Source organism: Moraxella nasovis (assembly GCF_022701215.1).
GTDB lineage: Bacteria > Pseudomonadota > Gammaproteobacteria > Pseudomonadales > Moraxellaceae > Moraxella > Moraxella nasovis.
On sequence record NZ_CP089976.1, the window covers coordinates 1,402,407 to 1,418,398 of the forward strand.

General features: G+C 43.1%; 10 protein-coding genes, 3 tRNA genes and 3 rRNA genes. 13 read left to right on the top strand and 3 right to left on the bottom strand.

Annotated elements, in window-relative coordinates; genetic code table 11:
* The first annotated feature begins 43 nt into the window (after positions 1-43).
* The 9 genes from pssA (at position 44) to LU293_RS06875 (ending at position 9,055) form a co-directional block, all read left to right on the top strand.
* On the top strand, positions 44-886 hold the full coding sequence (gene pssA / locus LU293_RS06835) for a CDP-diacylglycerol--serine O-phosphatidyltransferase (RefSeq protein WP_242746681.1): 843 nt from the start codon (positions 44-46) through the stop codon (positions 884-886).
* Positions 887-1,328: 442 nt separating this feature from the next.
* Positions 1,329-2,860: ribosomal RNA gene (locus LU293_RS06840) — 16S ribosomal RNA — on the top strand.
* 62 nt (positions 2,861-2,922) lie between these two features.
* Positions 2,923-2,999 (top strand) — tRNA-Ile (locus tag LU293_RS06845).
* Between the two features lie 9 nt (positions 3,000-3,008).
* A tRNA-Ala gene (locus tag LU293_RS06850) sits at positions 3,009-3,084 on the top strand.
* 266 nt (positions 3,085-3,350) lie between these two features.
* Positions 3,351-6,519 (top strand): 23S ribosomal RNA (locus tag LU293_RS06855).
* 157 nt (positions 6,520-6,676) lie between these two features.
* A 5S ribosomal RNA gene (gene rrf, locus LU293_RS06860) occupies positions 6,677-6,790 on the top strand.
* The 16S, 23S and 5S rRNA genes sit together here with 2 tRNA genes alongside, the layout of an rRNA operon.
* A 94-nt stretch (positions 6,791-6,884) precedes the next feature.
* Positions 6,885-7,409 (top strand): GspH/FimT family pseudopilin, encoded by a 525-nt coding sequence (locus LU293_RS06865; RefSeq protein WP_242746684.1) that lies wholly within the window; start codon positions 6,885-6,887, stop codon positions 7,407-7,409.
* A gap of 4 nt (positions 7,410-7,413) precedes the next feature.
* On the top strand, positions 7,414-8,256 hold the full coding sequence (locus LU293_RS06870; protein ID WP_242749706.1) for a TatD family hydrolase: 843 nt from the start codon (positions 7,414-7,416) through the stop codon (positions 8,254-8,256).
* A gap of 7 nt (positions 8,257-8,263) precedes the next feature.
* Entirely contained in the window at positions 8,264-9,055 is a 792-nt protein-coding gene (locus LU293_RS06875) for a tRNA threonylcarbamoyladenosine dehydratase (RefSeq protein WP_242746686.1), read from the top strand.
* 70 nt (positions 9,056-9,125) lie between these two features.
* Here the strand turns inward: LU293_RS06875 and efp are convergent, their stop codons facing one another.
* Positions 9,126-9,695: an elongation factor P gene (gene efp, locus LU293_RS06880; RefSeq protein WP_242746688.1), complete on the bottom strand. Its 570-nt coding sequence runs from the start codon at positions 9,693-9,695 to the stop codon at positions 9,126-9,128.
* A gap of 110 nt (positions 9,696-9,805) precedes the next feature.
* Between efp and epmB the strand changes: the two genes are divergently transcribed.
* From epmB to LU293_RS06900, 4 genes are all read left to right on the top strand, one after another.
* Entirely contained in the window at positions 9,806-10,849 is a 1,044-nt protein-coding gene (epmB, locus tag LU293_RS06885) for an EF-P beta-lysylation protein EpmB (protein WP_242746690.1), read from the top strand.
* 50 nt (positions 10,850-10,899) lie between these two features.
* Positions 10,900-10,976, top strand: a tRNA-Val gene (locus LU293_RS06890).
* A 334-nt stretch (positions 10,977-11,310) separates the two neighbouring features.
* A complete protein-coding gene (locus tag LU293_RS06895; protein WP_242746693.1) occupies positions 11,311-11,568 on the top strand; it encodes a YfhL family 4Fe-4S dicluster ferredoxin in 258 nt (85 codons plus the stop codon).
* 164 nt (positions 11,569-11,732) lie between these two features.
* Positions 11,733-13,877: a TonB-dependent siderophore receptor gene (locus tag LU293_RS06900; protein WP_242746694.1), complete on the top strand. Its 2,145-nt coding sequence runs from the start codon at positions 11,733-11,735 to the stop codon at positions 13,875-13,877.
* A gap of 91 nt (positions 13,878-13,968) precedes the next feature.
* Here the strand turns inward: LU293_RS06900 and LU293_RS06905 are convergent, their stop codons facing one another.
* On the bottom strand, positions 13,969-14,973 hold the full coding sequence (locus LU293_RS06905; RefSeq protein ID WP_311195305.1) for a tyrosine recombinase XerC: 1,005 nt from the start codon (positions 14,971-14,973) through the stop codon (positions 13,969-13,971).
* Positions 14,974-15,011: 38 nt separating this feature from the next.
* Positions 15,012-15,920, bottom strand: a complete 909-nt coding sequence (gene dapF / locus LU293_RS06910; protein WP_242746698.1) for a diaminopimelate epimerase — start codon at positions 15,918-15,920, stop codon at positions 15,012-15,014.
* Positions 15,921-15,992: the final 72 nt, after the last annotated feature.

Below are 15,992 nucleotides of genomic sequence, written 5' to 3' on the forward strand. Positions count from 1 at the left end.
AACATAAGAAAATACAAAATTAGTTAATATCAATTCATAAACCATGATAAAACCAAGCAATCAGCCCAATCAAAGCCAAAACCATGACGATGGTGGTATCACCTTTGAAGTGGTGGAATTAGAGACAGCACAAAATGCAAGACAAGGCGACAACAAGCTAAGTCGTGGCGTGTATCTTGTGCCAAATCTCATCACCACAGCGTCTATGCTTTGTGCTTTTTTTTCCATCATATCAAGTAGTGAAGGGGCTTATTATAAAGCTGCTTTGGCGATTTTTTTATCTGCGGTGCTTGATGGCATGGACGGACGAGCCGCCCGTATGCTAGATGCTCAAAGCCCCTTTGGCGAACAGTTTGACAGTCTTGCTGATTGCGTTGCCTTTGGGCTTGCCCCTGCCGTGCTTGTTTATCAATTTGCATTGCATGGGCTTGGGCGTTTTGGGCTGGCGTGTGCTTTTGTATTTAGTGCGTGTGCAGCATTTCGTTTGGCACGCTTTAATGTACAAGTTGATGTGGTGGACAAAAAATACTTCATCGGTTTAGCCAGTCCCCTTGCCGCCATACTCATCGCATCAAGCGTGATGATGGCGATTGACCATACAAATTGGCTTGGCAGTGTGGGGACTCATATTGGCTTGGCAGAATTTATCTTTGCGGTGTGGACGGTGATGTGTGGTTTGCTGATGGTGAGTAATGTCAAATATTATTCATTCAAAGAATTTGACCGCCAAAAAGTGCCTTTCGTGGCATTGATTATCGGTGTGTTTGTCATGGGAGCGGTATTGTACGACTTGCCAGTGGGTATTTTGGCGATTGGTATGGTGTATGCCTTATCAGGAATTGTAACCACAATACTAACCAAGACAAAAGCCAGCAGGCAAAAATGATAAAAATATCTAAAAAATGCTTGACAAGCATTAAATAATAGCTATAATAGCCACCACTGACAAGCGAACAATTACCAAGAGCTTTATAAGATAATAAAGAAACTTAAAAATCTTCCAAAATTCTTGAAAAAAAGCTTGACATCAAATATTAAAAGCGTATAATACGCACTCATTCGCTGGACGACAGACGAATACACTATTTAAAATCAAACAAAGAACAACTTGTGTGGATTTTTGTCAATACAAGATAAATCAAATAATATAAATATGCAAGTATCATTTATTATTTATTATCATGACAAAAATACTCAAAGTTAATTCATTTACACGATGAGCAAATTTTGCTAGTAATAAAAATAAATGAGCCAAGTCCTAATCTTTAATTTATTTTAAATTTTTTTAATCTTTAATTTACTTTAAAGCCTTAGGCAAAACAAAGATTAAACTGAAGAGTTTGATCATGGCTCAGATTGAACGCTGGCGGCAGGCTTAACACATGCAAGTCGAACGATGATTATCTAGCTTGCTAGATAGGATTAGTGGCGAACGGGTGAGTAATGCTTAGGAATCTGCCTATTAGTGGGGGATAACTATCCGAAAGGATAGCTAATACCGCATACGTCTTACGAGAGAAAGGGGGCTTTTAGCTCTCGCTAATAGATGAGCCTAAGTCGGATTAGCTAGTTGGTGGGGTAAAGGCCTACCAAGGCGACGATCTGTAGCTGGTCTGAGAGGATGATCAGCCACACTGGGACTGAGACACGGCCCAGACTCCTACGGGAGGCAGCAGTGGGGAATATTGGACAATGGGGGAAACCCTGATCCAGCCATGCCGCGTGTGTGAAGAAGGCCTTTTGGTTGTAAAGCACTTTAAGTGGGGAGGAAAAGTCAATGGTTAATACCCATTGACCCTGACGTTACCCACAGAATAAGCACCGGCTAACTCTGTGCCAGCAGCCGCGGTAATACAGAGGGTGCAAGCGTTAATCGGAATTACTGGGCGTAAAGCGAGCGTAGGTGGCTTATTAAGTCAGATGTGAAAGCCCCGGGCTTAACCTGGGAATTGCATCTGATACTGGTAAGCTAGAGTAGGTGAGAGGGGTGTAGAATTCCAGGTGTAGCGGTGAAATGCGTAGAGATCTGGAGGAATACCGATGGCGAAGGCAGCACCCTGGCATCATACTGACACTGAGGTTCGAAAGCGTGGGTAGCAAACAGGATTAGATACCCTGGTAGTCCACGCCGTAAACGATGTCTACCAGTCGTTGGGTCTCTTGAAGACTTAGTGACGCAGTTAACGCAATAAGTAGACCGCCTGGGGAGTACGGCCGCAAGGTTAAAACTCAAATGAATTGACGGGGGCCCGCACAAGCGGTGGAGCATGTGGTTTAATTCGATGCAACGCGAAGAACCTTACCTGGTCTTGACATATCTAGAATCCGAAAGAGATTTCGGAGTGCCTTCGGGAATTAGAATACAGGTGCTGCATGGCTGTCGTCAGCTCGTGTCGTGAGATGTTGGGTTAAGTCCCGCAACGAGCGCAACCCTTTTCCTTAGTTACCAGCGAGTTAAGTCGGGAACTCTAAGGATACTGCCAGTGACAAACTGGAGGAAGGCGGGGACGACGTCAAGTCATCATGGCCCTTACGACCAGGGCTACACACGTGCTACAATGGTTGGTACAAAGGGTTGCTACACAGCGATGTGATGCTAATCTCAAAAAGCCAATCGTAGTCCGGATTGGAGTCTGCAACTCGACTCCATGAAGTCGGAATCGCTAGTAATCGCAGATCAGAATGCTGCGGTGAATACGTTCCCGGGCCTTGTACACACCGCCCGTCACACCATGGGAGTTGATCTCACCAGAAGTGGTTAGCCTAACGCAAGAGGGCGATCACCACGGTGGGGTCGATGACTGGGGTGAAGTCGTAACAAGGTAGCCGTAGGGGAACCTGCGGCTGGATCACCTCCTTAACGATATTATCTGATTGGCAAGAATTCACAACAAGTTGTTCTTTGGAAAGATGTTTTAAAACGGGTCTATAGCTCAGTTGGTTAGAGCACCGTGTTGATAACGCGGGGGTCATAAGTTCAAGTCTTATTAGACCCACCATTAACACATGGGGTTATAGCTCAGTTGGTAGAGCGCCTGCCTTGCACGCAGGAGGTCAGGAGTTCGACTCTCCTTAACTCCACCATTAAAACATCAATAAGCATACATAAGCAATTTAAATAAGATTTCTTATTTATGCTTTAACTTTATAAACTGACGAAGTTTATATCATTATTTAACAACATATTATGAGTCTGGGTTAATTATTTATTCCAACAAATAATTAACCATGGTGATTATACCCAATATAATCACCTAAAAGTAAAGAGAACTGAATCAAGCGTAAACATAGGTAAATCGTTACAATCATTCTCATACATCACAAGTAAGTAAAACTACTTGGGGTTGTATGGTCAAGTAATGAAGTGCACATGGTGGATGCCTTGGCAGTCAGAGGCGATGAAAGACGTGATAGCCTGCGATAAGCGTCGGTGAGGTGGCAATATCCTGTGACCCGGCGATTTCTGAATGGGGAAACCCACTTATCATAAGATAGGTATTCTATCCTTTGGATAGAAGGCAAACCGGGAGAAGTGAAACATCTCAGTACCCCGAGGAAAAGACATCAATAGAGATTCCGTAAGTAGCGGCGAGCGAACACGGAGGAGCCGATCAAATTTACAGTAGCAAAATGGCGTGGGAAAGCCAACCATAGTAGGTGATAGTCCTGTATGCGAAACTGTTTATACGACATATTAAGTAGGGCGAGACACGTGAAATCTTGTCTGAAGATGGGGGGACCATCCTCCAAGGCTAAATACTCCTGACTGACCGATAGTGAACCAGTACCGTGAGGGAAAGGCGAAAAGAACCCCTGTTAGGGGAGTGAAATAGAACCTGAAACCGTGTGCATACAAGCAGTCGGAGCCCGACCACTTAATCGTTTTGAGGATAGCATGAACTTTTACTACGTCTATGTCATACAAAATGTGAATAATCATGATGAGTTTTATACTGGTTTTACTACCAACTTAAAACAAAGAATTGATTCACATAATGGTGACAATACCTACTCAACCAGAAGTAGAACATGGCGTATTGTTTATTGTGAAGCCTATATAAATGAGCAAGTGGCAAGAAAGCGAGAGCGAGACATTAAAAATAATGGTCGCACAAGAACTTTCTTAATGAACCGCATTAAATCGCAGTTTGATACTGATGTATCAACACAGAACGATTAAGTGGTCGGGTGACGGCGTACCTTTTGTATAATGGGTCAGCGACTTATATTCTGTAGCAAGCTTAACCGTTTAGGGGAGGCGTAGGGAAACCGAGTCTTAATAGGGCGACTTAAGTTGCAGGGTATAGACCCGAAACCGAGTGATCTATCCATGAGCAGGTTGAAAGTGCCGTAACAGGCACCGGAGGACCGAACCCACTGTCGTTGAAAAGCCAGGGGATGACTTGTGGATAGGGGTGAAAGGCTAATCAAACTCGGTGATAGCTGGTTCTCCCCGAAAGCTATTTAGGTAGCGCCTCGGACGAACACCATTGGGGGTAGAGCACTGTTTCGGCTAGGGGGTCATACCGACTTACCAAACCGATGCAAACTCCGAATACCGATGAGTGATATCCGGGAGACAGACGGCGGGTGCTAACGTCCGTCGTCAAGAGGGAAACAACCCAGACCGCCAGCTAAGGCCCCAAATTCCTAGTTAAGTGGGAAACGATGTGGGAAGGCACAGACAGCTAGGAGGTTGGCTTAGAAGCAGCCACCCTTTAAAGAAAGCGTAATAGCTCACTAGTCGAGTCGGCCTGCGCGGAAGATGTAACGGGGCTCAAACTAGGAGCCGAAGCTGCGGATTTAATTGTTTCAATTAAGTGGTAGGGGAGCGTTGTGTAAGCCTGTGAAGGTGTATCGTAAGGTATGCTGGAGGTATCACAAGAGCGAATGCTGACGTGAGTAACGACAAAACGGGTGAAAAGCCCGTTCGCCGGAAGACCAAGGGTTCCAGTCCAACGTTAATCGGGGCTGGGTGAGTCGACCCCTAAGGCGAGGCCGAAAGGCGTAGTCGATGGGAAATTGGTTAATATTCCAATACTTGTTTATGATGCGATGGAGGGACGGAGAAGGTTATGTCAGCCTGGCGTTGGTTGTCCAGGTGAAAGGATGTAGGTAGGTTTAGTAGGCAAATCCGCTAGACTATTACTGAGATCTGACAGCAAGCCAATTTATTGGCGAAGTGGCAAATACCATGCTTCCAGGAAAAGCTTCTAAGCGATAGTCTTAAACAAATCGTACCCGAAACCGACACAGGTGGTCAGGTAGAGAATACCAAGGCGCTTGAGAGAACTCTGCTGAAGGAACTAGGCAAAATGGTACCGTAACTTCGGGAGAAGGTACGCTGCTGATGGTGATAAGACTTGCTCTTTGAGCTATTGGCAGTCGCAGATACCAGGCTGCTGCAACTGTTTATTAAAAACACAGCACTCTGCAAACACGAAAGTGGACGTATAGGGTGTGATGCCTGCCCGGTGCTGGAAGGTTAATTGATGGGGTTAGCGTAAGCGAAGCTCTTGATCGAAGCCCCAGTAAACGGCGGCCGTAACTATAACGGTCCTAAGGTAGCGAAATTCCTTGTCGGGTAAGTTCCGACCTGCACGAATGGCATAATGATGGCAGCGCTGTCTCCAGCAGAGACTCAGTGAAATCGAAATCGCAGTGAAGATGCTGTGTACCCGCGGCTAGACGGAAAGACCCCGTGAACCTTTACTACAGCTTTACATTGAACTTTGACCTAACTTGTGTAGGATAGGTGGGAGGCTTTGAAGTGTGAACGCCAGTTTGCATGGAGCCAACCTTGAAATACCACCCTGGTTATGTTGGGGTTCTAACTTAGATGTAACAACATCAAGGACAATGTATGGTGGGTAGTTTGACTGGGGCGGTCTCCTCCTAAAGAGTAACGGAGGAGTACGAAGGTGCGCTCAGAACGGTCGGAAATCGTTCAAAGAGTATAAAGGCAAAAGCGCGCTTAACTGCGAGACCCACAAGTCGAGCAGGTACGAAAGTAGGTCTTAGTGATCCGGTGGTTCTGTATGGAAGGGCCATCGCTCAACGGATAAAAGGTACTCTGGGGATAACAGGCTGATACCGCCCAAGAGTTCATATCGACGGCGGTGTTTGGCACCTCGATGTCGGCTCATCTCATCCTGGGGCTGAAGCAGGTCCCAAGGGTATGGCTGTTCGCCATTTAAAGAGGTACGCGAGCTGGGTTTAGAACGTCGTGAGACAGTTCGGTCCCTATCTACCGTGGGCGTTGGAAATTTGAGAGGATCTGCTCCTAGTACGAGAGGACCAGAGTGGACGAACCTCTGGTGTTCCGGTTGTTTCGCCAGAAGCATTGCCGGGTAGCTACGTTCGGATGGGATAACCGCTGAAAGCATCTAAGCGGGAAGCCCACCTCAAGATAAGATTTCCCTAAAGAGCCGTTGTAGACTACGACGTTGATAGGTTGGGTGTGGAAGCATGGTGACATGTGTAGCTAACCAATACTAATTGCTCGTTTGGCTTGACCATACAACACCCAAGTGGTTTTGTATGATTAAAGTGTAAAGATTTTACCTAACAAGCTTGATAAAGAATATATCTTGAAGTAAATTTAATAAAGATTAAATCAATTTAATAAATTAAATTTAAATAAAAACAGACTCATAATCGTTGTTAATCCTTTTACGCTGACGACAATAGCAAGATGGAACCACCTGATCCCTTCCCGAACTCAGAAGTGAAACGTCTTAGCGCCGATGGTAGTGTGGTTCGCCCATGTGAGAGTAGGTCATCGTCAGCACCCTTATTTAAGACCCCCGCAAATGCGGGGGTTTTTGTTTTGGGAGAGGGGTGAAAGGTGAAAAAGGGCTATCATTTAGGGGGAAAGGTTGCTTATGGAGCGTGGGTACAGCTTATTAGAGATTATGGTTGTATTGTTTGTTATTGCCATTATTGCATTATTTGCTTATCCAGCCTACGATGGCATAATGGCTAAAGTGGAGGCTCAAAATGTGCAACACCATGCTCAAGAAGCATTAAGACTTGCTAAAGTTGAGGCATTGCTCCAAAAAAGTGATGTTATAGTTTGCTATTCCCCTGATGGCGATATTTGTAGAAAAAATGCTCAAGAATATATAATTGTTTTTGTGGATAAAAATAGAAATAACAAGCTAGATAAAAAAGATTATTTGGTAAGTCGAGAGTATCTTGGGCTGTCATACGGTAGAATTCAGATGAATGTATCTTTGAGGCGTGACTTTATCAAGTTTATGGGTGATAATGCTAAGCCAAGAGGGCATTTTGGGCATATCAAGTACTGCTCATTTGCCAATGATAAATACAGTTACCAAGTCGTGATTAATGCACACGGCATAGTATCTTATAAATGGGGTAAGTATGAGAATATCGGATGTGAGTAATCGGATGCAATATGCCATGATTGATACGCATACGCATTTTGATGTTGATGAATATGATCGTAACCGAGCCGAGTTTGCAAATAATGCATATCGTGAAGGTGTTCGACATTTACTGTTAATTGGTGTTTTGGCAAAAAACTTTAGCGACATGGTGCGTGTAGAGCATGAGCTTAATCGCTTGAAAGATTCACCAAAAGCTCATTGTGCGTTTGGTCTGCACCCATTATATATCGCTGATCATGATGAGTGTGACTTGGCTAAACTTGAAGAATATATTGTGAATTATCGTAGCATTGCCATTAGCGAGATTGGACTAGATACTTACCCTAAGCATTTTGCAGGTGATATACTTAAAAAACAACAGCATTTTTTTATTGAGCAAATTCACTTGGCAAAAAAATATAATTTGCCGATTATTTTACACATTCGTAAGGCTCATGCTCAAGTTTTGAAGATTTTAAAAGAACAAAAATATCGTGCCAATGTGCAAGGCGGAATAGCCCACAGTTTTAGCGGCGGAGAGCAAGAAGCGATAGCTTTCGTTAAAATGGGGTTTAAGCTTGGCATTACAGGTCAAATCACCAATCCCAATGCTAAAAAGCTAAGAAATGCAGTTATGGCGGTGTTTAATCGATATGGGGCGCAGGCATTTGTGATAGAGACGGACAGCCCTGATATGTTGCCTTTGCCGTGCCAAACTGGTCAGTCTCGATTGAATGAGCCTGCTAATTTATTTTATGTATTACAAGAATTGTCGATTATGTTTAAGATGGATCAAGCTAAATTGGCAGATATTTTATGGCAAAACAGTAACGATGCCCTATGCCAAAACTGGACTATAAGTTAGGTGAATCATGCTTCAAAATCAGCAAGACAGTCGTAGATTTATGGGTACTCGCACATTGTACGGTGATGATTTTTATGGGTTTAATAAAGCTCACGTTTTCATTATTGGAATCGGTGGTGTTGGTTCATGGGCGGCAGAGGCATTGGCGCGCACAGGCATTGGCATGATGACTTTGGTTGATTTGGATGTGCTTGCAGAAAGCAATGTAAATAGGCAGTTGCCAGCATTGACTGAGACACTTGGCGATGGCAAGGCAGATGTTATGGCTCAGCGTATTTTAAGTATTAATCCTGATGCTACAGTAAATATCGTTGATGATTTTTTGACGGTCAATAATGTAAGTGATATTTTGCCAGATAAACAAACGGTAGATCTCCTAAAACAACAAGGCATTACACCCATTGTGTTAGATTGTACTGATGATATGGGTGCAAAGCTTGCAATTGCTCTGCATTGCCGATTTAATAAAATTGGGCTTGTGATTTCTGGTGGGGCTGGCGGCAAGTTAGATCCATTGCAAATCAAAGTAGATGATTTAAAGTACGTGAGTCAAGACCCTTTATTGGCAAGGTTGCGAAGCAAATTGCGAGAAAAGGGTATTAATAAAGCACTAAAAGAAAAATTTGGGCTTAAATGCGTTTATTCGACCGAACAACTTAAAATGGCAACTGCCTGTGAAAGTGGCTTAAACTGTGGTGGGTACGGCTCTGCTGTCGTTGTGACAAGTACAGTAGGCATGGTGATGGCGTCAGAATGTTTGTCGTTGATTGCTAAATCTACTAAATCCATTGAACGTTAATTGATATTAATAAGCAATAAAAAAGCCAAAAGTACATACTTTGGCTTTTTTATTTATTTTTGATTAAGAGTTATACACGAGATAAATATTCGCCAGTACGTGTATCTACTTTAACAATCTCTTCTTGCTGGACAAATAGCGGTACACGCACGACAGCACCAGTCTCTAGTCGTGCAGGCTTGCCGCCGCCGCCAGACGTATCGCCACGCACACCTGGATCAGTTTCTACAATTTGTAGTTCTACAAAGTTTGGTGCGGTAACTGATAGCGGAGCACCGTTAAATAGTGTAATCGTGCAGCGTGCATTTGAGTTTTCTTTTAGCCACTGAGCGGCATCGCCCATGGCATTTTTATCAGCTTGTAGCTGATCAAATGTCTCAGGATCCATAAAATGCCAAAATTCGCCATCATTGTATAGATAGTCCATCTCAGTATCAACAACGTCTGCACCTTCAAGGCTGTCGCCTGATTTGAAAGTCTGCTCTAGTACTTTACCTGTTTTAAGGTTGCGAAGTTTGACACGGTTAAAAGCCTGCCCTTTACCTGGTTTAACATATTCGTTTTCAATGATAGAACATGGATTGCCGTCAAGCATGACTTTTAAGCCTGCTTTAAAATCGTTAGTAGAAAAACTAGCCATGGGGTTACCTGTGTTAAAGTAAAATAAAGAAATAAAATGTGTTATAATGCATTTTATCAATAAAACACTATATTATAGCTACTTTTCCTAAAATTTGTCAAAAAAATACGATGCTAAATTTAAAATCTCAGACAAATATCATCAAGATAACCGATGCGGCTGATTCGATGGCAGCTTGGCAACGTGATTTGGCAAATTCGGTACAAGATTTGCAAACTTTATATCGTTTGGTAGGCTTGCCTGAGTGCGAAAATAGTTATCGTCCTAAAAGTTTTGGGCTGCGTGTCCCAAAAGCGTTCGTGGATAAGATTGAAAAAGCAAATCCTAAAGATCCTTTGTTATTGCAGATTCTGCCCCAAGCTCAAGAGTTAAATGCAGCAGCAGGCTATACGCATGACCCTTTGGCAGAAAACGGACAAAGCCCGATAAAGGGACTTTTGCATAAATATAAAAGTCGGGCGTTAGTGACAGTCACAGGAGCGTGTGCGGTGCATTGTCGCTATTGTTTTCGCCAACATTTTGATTATCAGGCAAACACGCCAAATCATGATGATATGGCACAAATTCTAAGCTATATTCGCCATGATAAAAGTATCGATGAAGTGCTCTTAAGCGGCGGCGATCCATTAAGCTTAAGCCATCGCCGTCTGACTGCTTGGCTAACTGCACTGGATGCCTTACCCAATATTCACACCATTCGCATTCATACCAGAACGCCTGTGGTGCTGCCAAGTCGTATTGATGAGCCGTTGATTGAGTTGATAGCTGGATTATCTAAGCACATCGTGATGGTGCTGCATATTAATCATGCCAATGAGATTGATGAGACGTTAAAAGTGCAACTTGCACAGCTTAAAAGAGTTGGTGTCACACTGCTTAGCCAAACGGTGCTATTAAAAGATATCAATGATGATGCGGATGTATTGGCTAAATTAAGTCATACTGCTTTTGATGCAGGGGTTTTGCCATACTATTTGCATATCTTAGATAAAGTTGTGGGGGCGGCTCACTTTGATGTGCCGATAGAGCGAGCAGTTGAGCTGTATTGGCAGCTGTTGGAGCGATTGCCGGGGTATCTTGTGCCAAAATTAGTGCAAGAATTGCCAAATAAGCCACATAAAATGCCTGTTGATGTGTATCAATTTAACAGATGATAAAAAAGTACTTGATTTTTGGTAAAAATTTGGTAGAATAGTTGCACTTTAGGCGTATAGCTCAGTTGGTTAGAGCACCACCTTGACATGGTGGGGGTCGATGGTTCGAGTCCGTTTACGCCTACCATATACAACCCCTTGAAACGTAATGGTTTCAAGGGGTTTTGTTTTAACGGTAATAAATTTTTGGTTAAAATTAAACCAGTTATTTTTCCTATTTCGTATAAAATACGCAAAACAGGAAAAAATTTACGCCAAAACAAAGCAGCTAAGACAATTAAACAAACATACCCGTTAGGTGTAGCATTAATGGATTGGATAATGACTATTATTTTTTTTTGCATAAAGACATTAGCCATGCGTTCAATTACAGAATATGCTAAAATAACGGCAAAATTTATAAAAATTATGCATGACAAATGAGTAAGCTTACGCTCTAATACAGATATAAAATCAATATTATGGCATTAAAAATCACCACTGACTGCATCAACTGCGACATCTGCGAACCTGAATGCCCAAATGATGCCATCAGCTATGACCCAAAGGTTAAAAAAACTTATGTGATTAACCCTGATCTTTGCACTGAATGTGTAGGATTTTATGATGAGCCGACGTGCGATAAGGTTTGTCCAGTTGACTGTATCATTAAGGATGAAAGTCGCCTAGAAAGTGATAGCGAGCTACTAGATAAGTATAAACGCATTTGGAGAAAGTAAGCCAAAGTAGTAACGTATAACGCCTTAAATCAGGCGTTTTTTTATTGGCAAGACAATAATTACAAATAAAAATGAAAATGACTATTATTTTTATTGATATTCATGAAAGAATTGTTTAATATATGCAAAGGTTGTACTACTTATGCTAACAAAAGGAAATATTCATGAAAAAACACCCCTTCGTCTTATTACCGCTGGCTGCTGTTATGGCAAGCGTTGCACATGCTGAGACCACTCCTGTGGTTCAGTTGGCGTCAGATCACTTTGTGGTTAACCGTCAGGGTACAAAGGTGCAAACCAACGTGGTTACACTCAAAGAAAAAGATGCACGCACCGAGACAGATTTACGAGGTTTGTTATCTGATGAACCCGCTATTGAGTTTGGTGGCGGTAATGGCACATCGCAATTCATTGCCATTCGCGGCATGGGTCAAAACTCAGTGGATTTAAAGATAGATGATGCGTATTCCGATAGTCAAATTCTATACCATCAAGGTCGCCACATGTTAGACCCTGAACTAGTAAAAATTGTCTCTGTGCAAAAAGGTGCAGGCTCAGCATCGGCAGGTATTGGAGCGACCAATGGTGCGATTGTTGCCAAGACGGTTGAAGCTCAAGATTTGTTAGTAGGTTCAGATAAGAATTATGGAGCGAAAGTAGGTTTTGGCTATGCTAGCAATAATGAGCATTCTTATAAAGCAAGTGTATTTGGCAAGACAGGTAATGTTGATGCCTTGGTGGCGTATAATCGTGTTAATTCTAAGAACTACGATGCAGGCGGTGCCTTTAAAAATGGTATAGACGATAAGTCGTATGTGCCGTATAGCGGACTTGATAAAGTGGGCTTGCTGGCAAAAGTGGGTGTTAATTTAGACAATCACCGTTTCGTACTAAGTCATATGAAAAATACCAATAAAGGTGTGCGTACGGTACGTGAAGAGTTCACTGTCGATGACCGCAAGGTTTGGAATGCACAAAAGAAAATATGGGAAGATAACCGCACTAGTGCAAAACGACAAGTACCTGCCTATCGTGAGATAAGTGTCGATAACACCAACCTTGAATGGACGGCAAGTAATTTAGGATTCGCTGACACAGCAAAAGCCAATGCTTATGTCATGAACAATAAACGTTATTCAGCAGATGATTCAGGCTGTGGTTACTGTGGCAACATTGCAGGTGAGACTACAACCACCATTAAAACTAAGGGCTTAAACCTAAATTTAGACAGTACAGTGCAAGATACTCTGGTTAAATATGGTATTAACTATCGCAATCAAGAAGTGCAGCCACATACTTTCTTTGAAAATGACGTTAATGCTGCTTATCAGGCGGATTTGGCAAGAAATCCAAATAAAAAACATAAGTACGATGGACGCATTGAGCTTAGAAATCCGAATAAGACTGATGTGGGCGTTTATGCTGAAGCAATCAAAGACATTGGTAATCTGACATTAACGGCAGGCTTGCGTTATGACCGCTTTGATTTTGAAGCAGTTGATGGTAAAAAAGTTTCAGATAGTGCAATCAACCCAAGTTTTGGTGTGATTTATCAAGCAACACCTGAGCTTAGTCTAAGTGCGACACATAACTATGCTAGCCGTAGCCCACGTCTATACGACGCTCTTTTGGCACACAGTAAGCCAAATCGTGGTGTAACTACGATTGCTGATGGCACAGTTGCTGAAAAAGCAAAAAATACCGAGATTGGCTTTAATTATAAAGCAGGAAATGTAACCGTTGATGGCAGTTACTTCTGGCAAAAAATTGACGATGCTCTTGCCAATCCGCAAAATCGTCATGAAGGTCAAGACGATAAGCTTGTGATTAAGCAAATTACAAATGCAGGTTACATTAAAAACCACGGTTATGAGCTTGGCGTATCGTATAAAGATCGTAACTGGACGGCTCGTGCAGGCGTGGCACAGAGCAAACCACGTCTTTATGACACGCATAAAGATAAGCTGCTTAGTGCCAATCCTGAGTTTGCAGTGCAGACTGGACGCACTTGGACGGGGTCTTTGGCATATCAGTTTAATGAACCAAACTTAGAGCTAGGTGCTAGAGTGCGTGTAGTTGAAGGTGCTTCTGAAAGTGTGCTTGCACGTGATACTGCCCCAACAATTCGCGATGCTTATAATACGGGTGATATTTTTGCTAACTGGAAGCCATACGGTAATGATACGCTAAATGTAAACTTTGCGGTAAATAACATTGCTAATAAATTGTACTATCCGCACAGTCAGCGTGGCACGACACTACCAGCTGTAGGACGTGATTTCCGTGTTGGTGTGAACTATAAGTTCTAATGCGCTATAATTTTTAAAACAATTTCTCCACCGCCCAGTTCAAAGCTTGAGCTGGGCTTTTTTTAGGTGCTATTTAGATGATGGGTAGGATTTATTTTTTAGTATTGAGCTTATGGGCGATGGCTCTTGGGTGGGTCTTGTCATACACTTGTGTGAGTGCTTTAAAATCCACCTGAGTGTAGATTTGTGTGGTGCTGATGTCGCTATGCCCAAGCATTTCTTGTACTGCACGCAGATCACCACTAGAAGATAGAAGGTGAGAGGCAAAGCAATGACGCAAAAGATGGGGGTATAGATTGTGATCGATACCAGCGTTTTTAGCCAGCGTTTTTAGACGTAACTGCACGGCACGAGTAGATAGCCTTGTGCCATGGCGTTCGCTGACGAATAAGGCGTTTGTGCTTTCTTGCCATAGATCTCGGTGAGGTAGGTATAAAGTTAGTGCATCAATTGCCTTTTGACCAATAGGGACGATACGCTGTTTATTGCCTTTGCCAAGCACTCTCACAATGCCTTGTTTTAGGTTAATGTCGTGGGTATCAAGACCGACAAGCTCAGACAGTCTTAGCCCACTACTGTACATCAGCTCAAACATGGCTCTATCTCGCACCCACAGTCGTGCTTGGCTTGCATCATCTGGCATAGGCTGATCAAGTAGATGTGCCATTAAATCCACATCAACGATTTTGGGCAACGCCCTAGGGTCTGATTTTAGGCGATAACCTGTGGTGGGGTTGGTGGCAGCTTTACCATTTTCAATGAGATGGGCATAAAATTTACGTATGGCACTGATTTCTTGCTTGGCACTGATAGGCTTAATGCCGTCTCGTTCAAGGCGTATGCTTAAGAAAGTGGCTAAATCTTTTTTATCACATGCCAAATAATCGCCTTTAAGTCGGCGACTGTCATCAATAAAGCTCAAAAAACGCCAAAGTGTGGCACGATAAGCATCTACTGTGTGTGCAGAATAGTTTTGTAAGCTAAGCTTATCAAGCCAAGCTTCTGCCACCGCCCAATGCTTGGGCGGAATGTCTTTTGCTGGTAAATCTTGAGGCAACGCAGTAAGAGCGTGCGACAGTCGCATGGCATTAGACATATCTTAGGTTACCCATCTGCCTATGGTGTCTAGGCGTGTTATGATGTGACGTCATGATCGCTTGGGTTTGGTGTTAGTTCAATACCTGCACGAGCTGCTAGACCATTTGGGCTAAATACCCCTTCATAGACAAAGGCTGTCGGACCTGTCATAAGTACTGAATAGCCTTCTTGCCAGCGAATTGCCATGCTGCCACCATACAGCTGAGCTCTAATATCTTCTCCTTCATCAAGCCAGTCTTCACGAATGCCAGTAACGACAGCTGCACAAGCCCCAGTGCCACACGCTTGGGTCTCACCGACGCCACGCTCATAGACACGCAGGCGGATATGACGCTGATTCACCACTTGCATAAAGCCGACATTTACACGATCTGGGAAGGCTTCATGGCTTTCAATAGCTTTGCCGATTCGCGCCACATCTACAGCCATAACGTCATCTACTTTGATGATGGCGTGCGGATTACCCATGTTGGCAACATACAGTTGAATTGGTTCGCCATCAACATTTAGACGATAGGCGTTACCTACTTTGGTGATGGCAGTCGGTGCAAATGGAATATCCCGTGGTTCAAACTTAGGCTTACCCATCTGAACTTGAACCCAGCCGTGACGATCGGTGGCAAGCGTGATAATACCGCTTGCAGTTTCGACTTTTAGGCGTTGTTTAAAGGTGAGTTTGCGAGCTTGCACGAACGACATAAAGCAGCGAGCCCCATTGCCACATTGCTCAACTTCTGTGCCATCACTGTTAAAAATGCGGTATTTAAAATCAACATCGGGACGACTTGGCGGCTCAACGATTAAAAGCTGATCAAACCCCACGCCTAAGTGACGATCGGCAAGCAGACGCACCAAGTCAGTGTTTAAATCCATTCTTTGGGTTACAAGGTCAATCACCATAAAATCATTGCCAAGCCCGTGCATTTTTGTAAATTCAATCAACATTTATTCATCTCCTTTTTGCTATTTTTGTATAGCTATCTTATCACGCCTTCATGATTTTAGCTAATGTTTGAC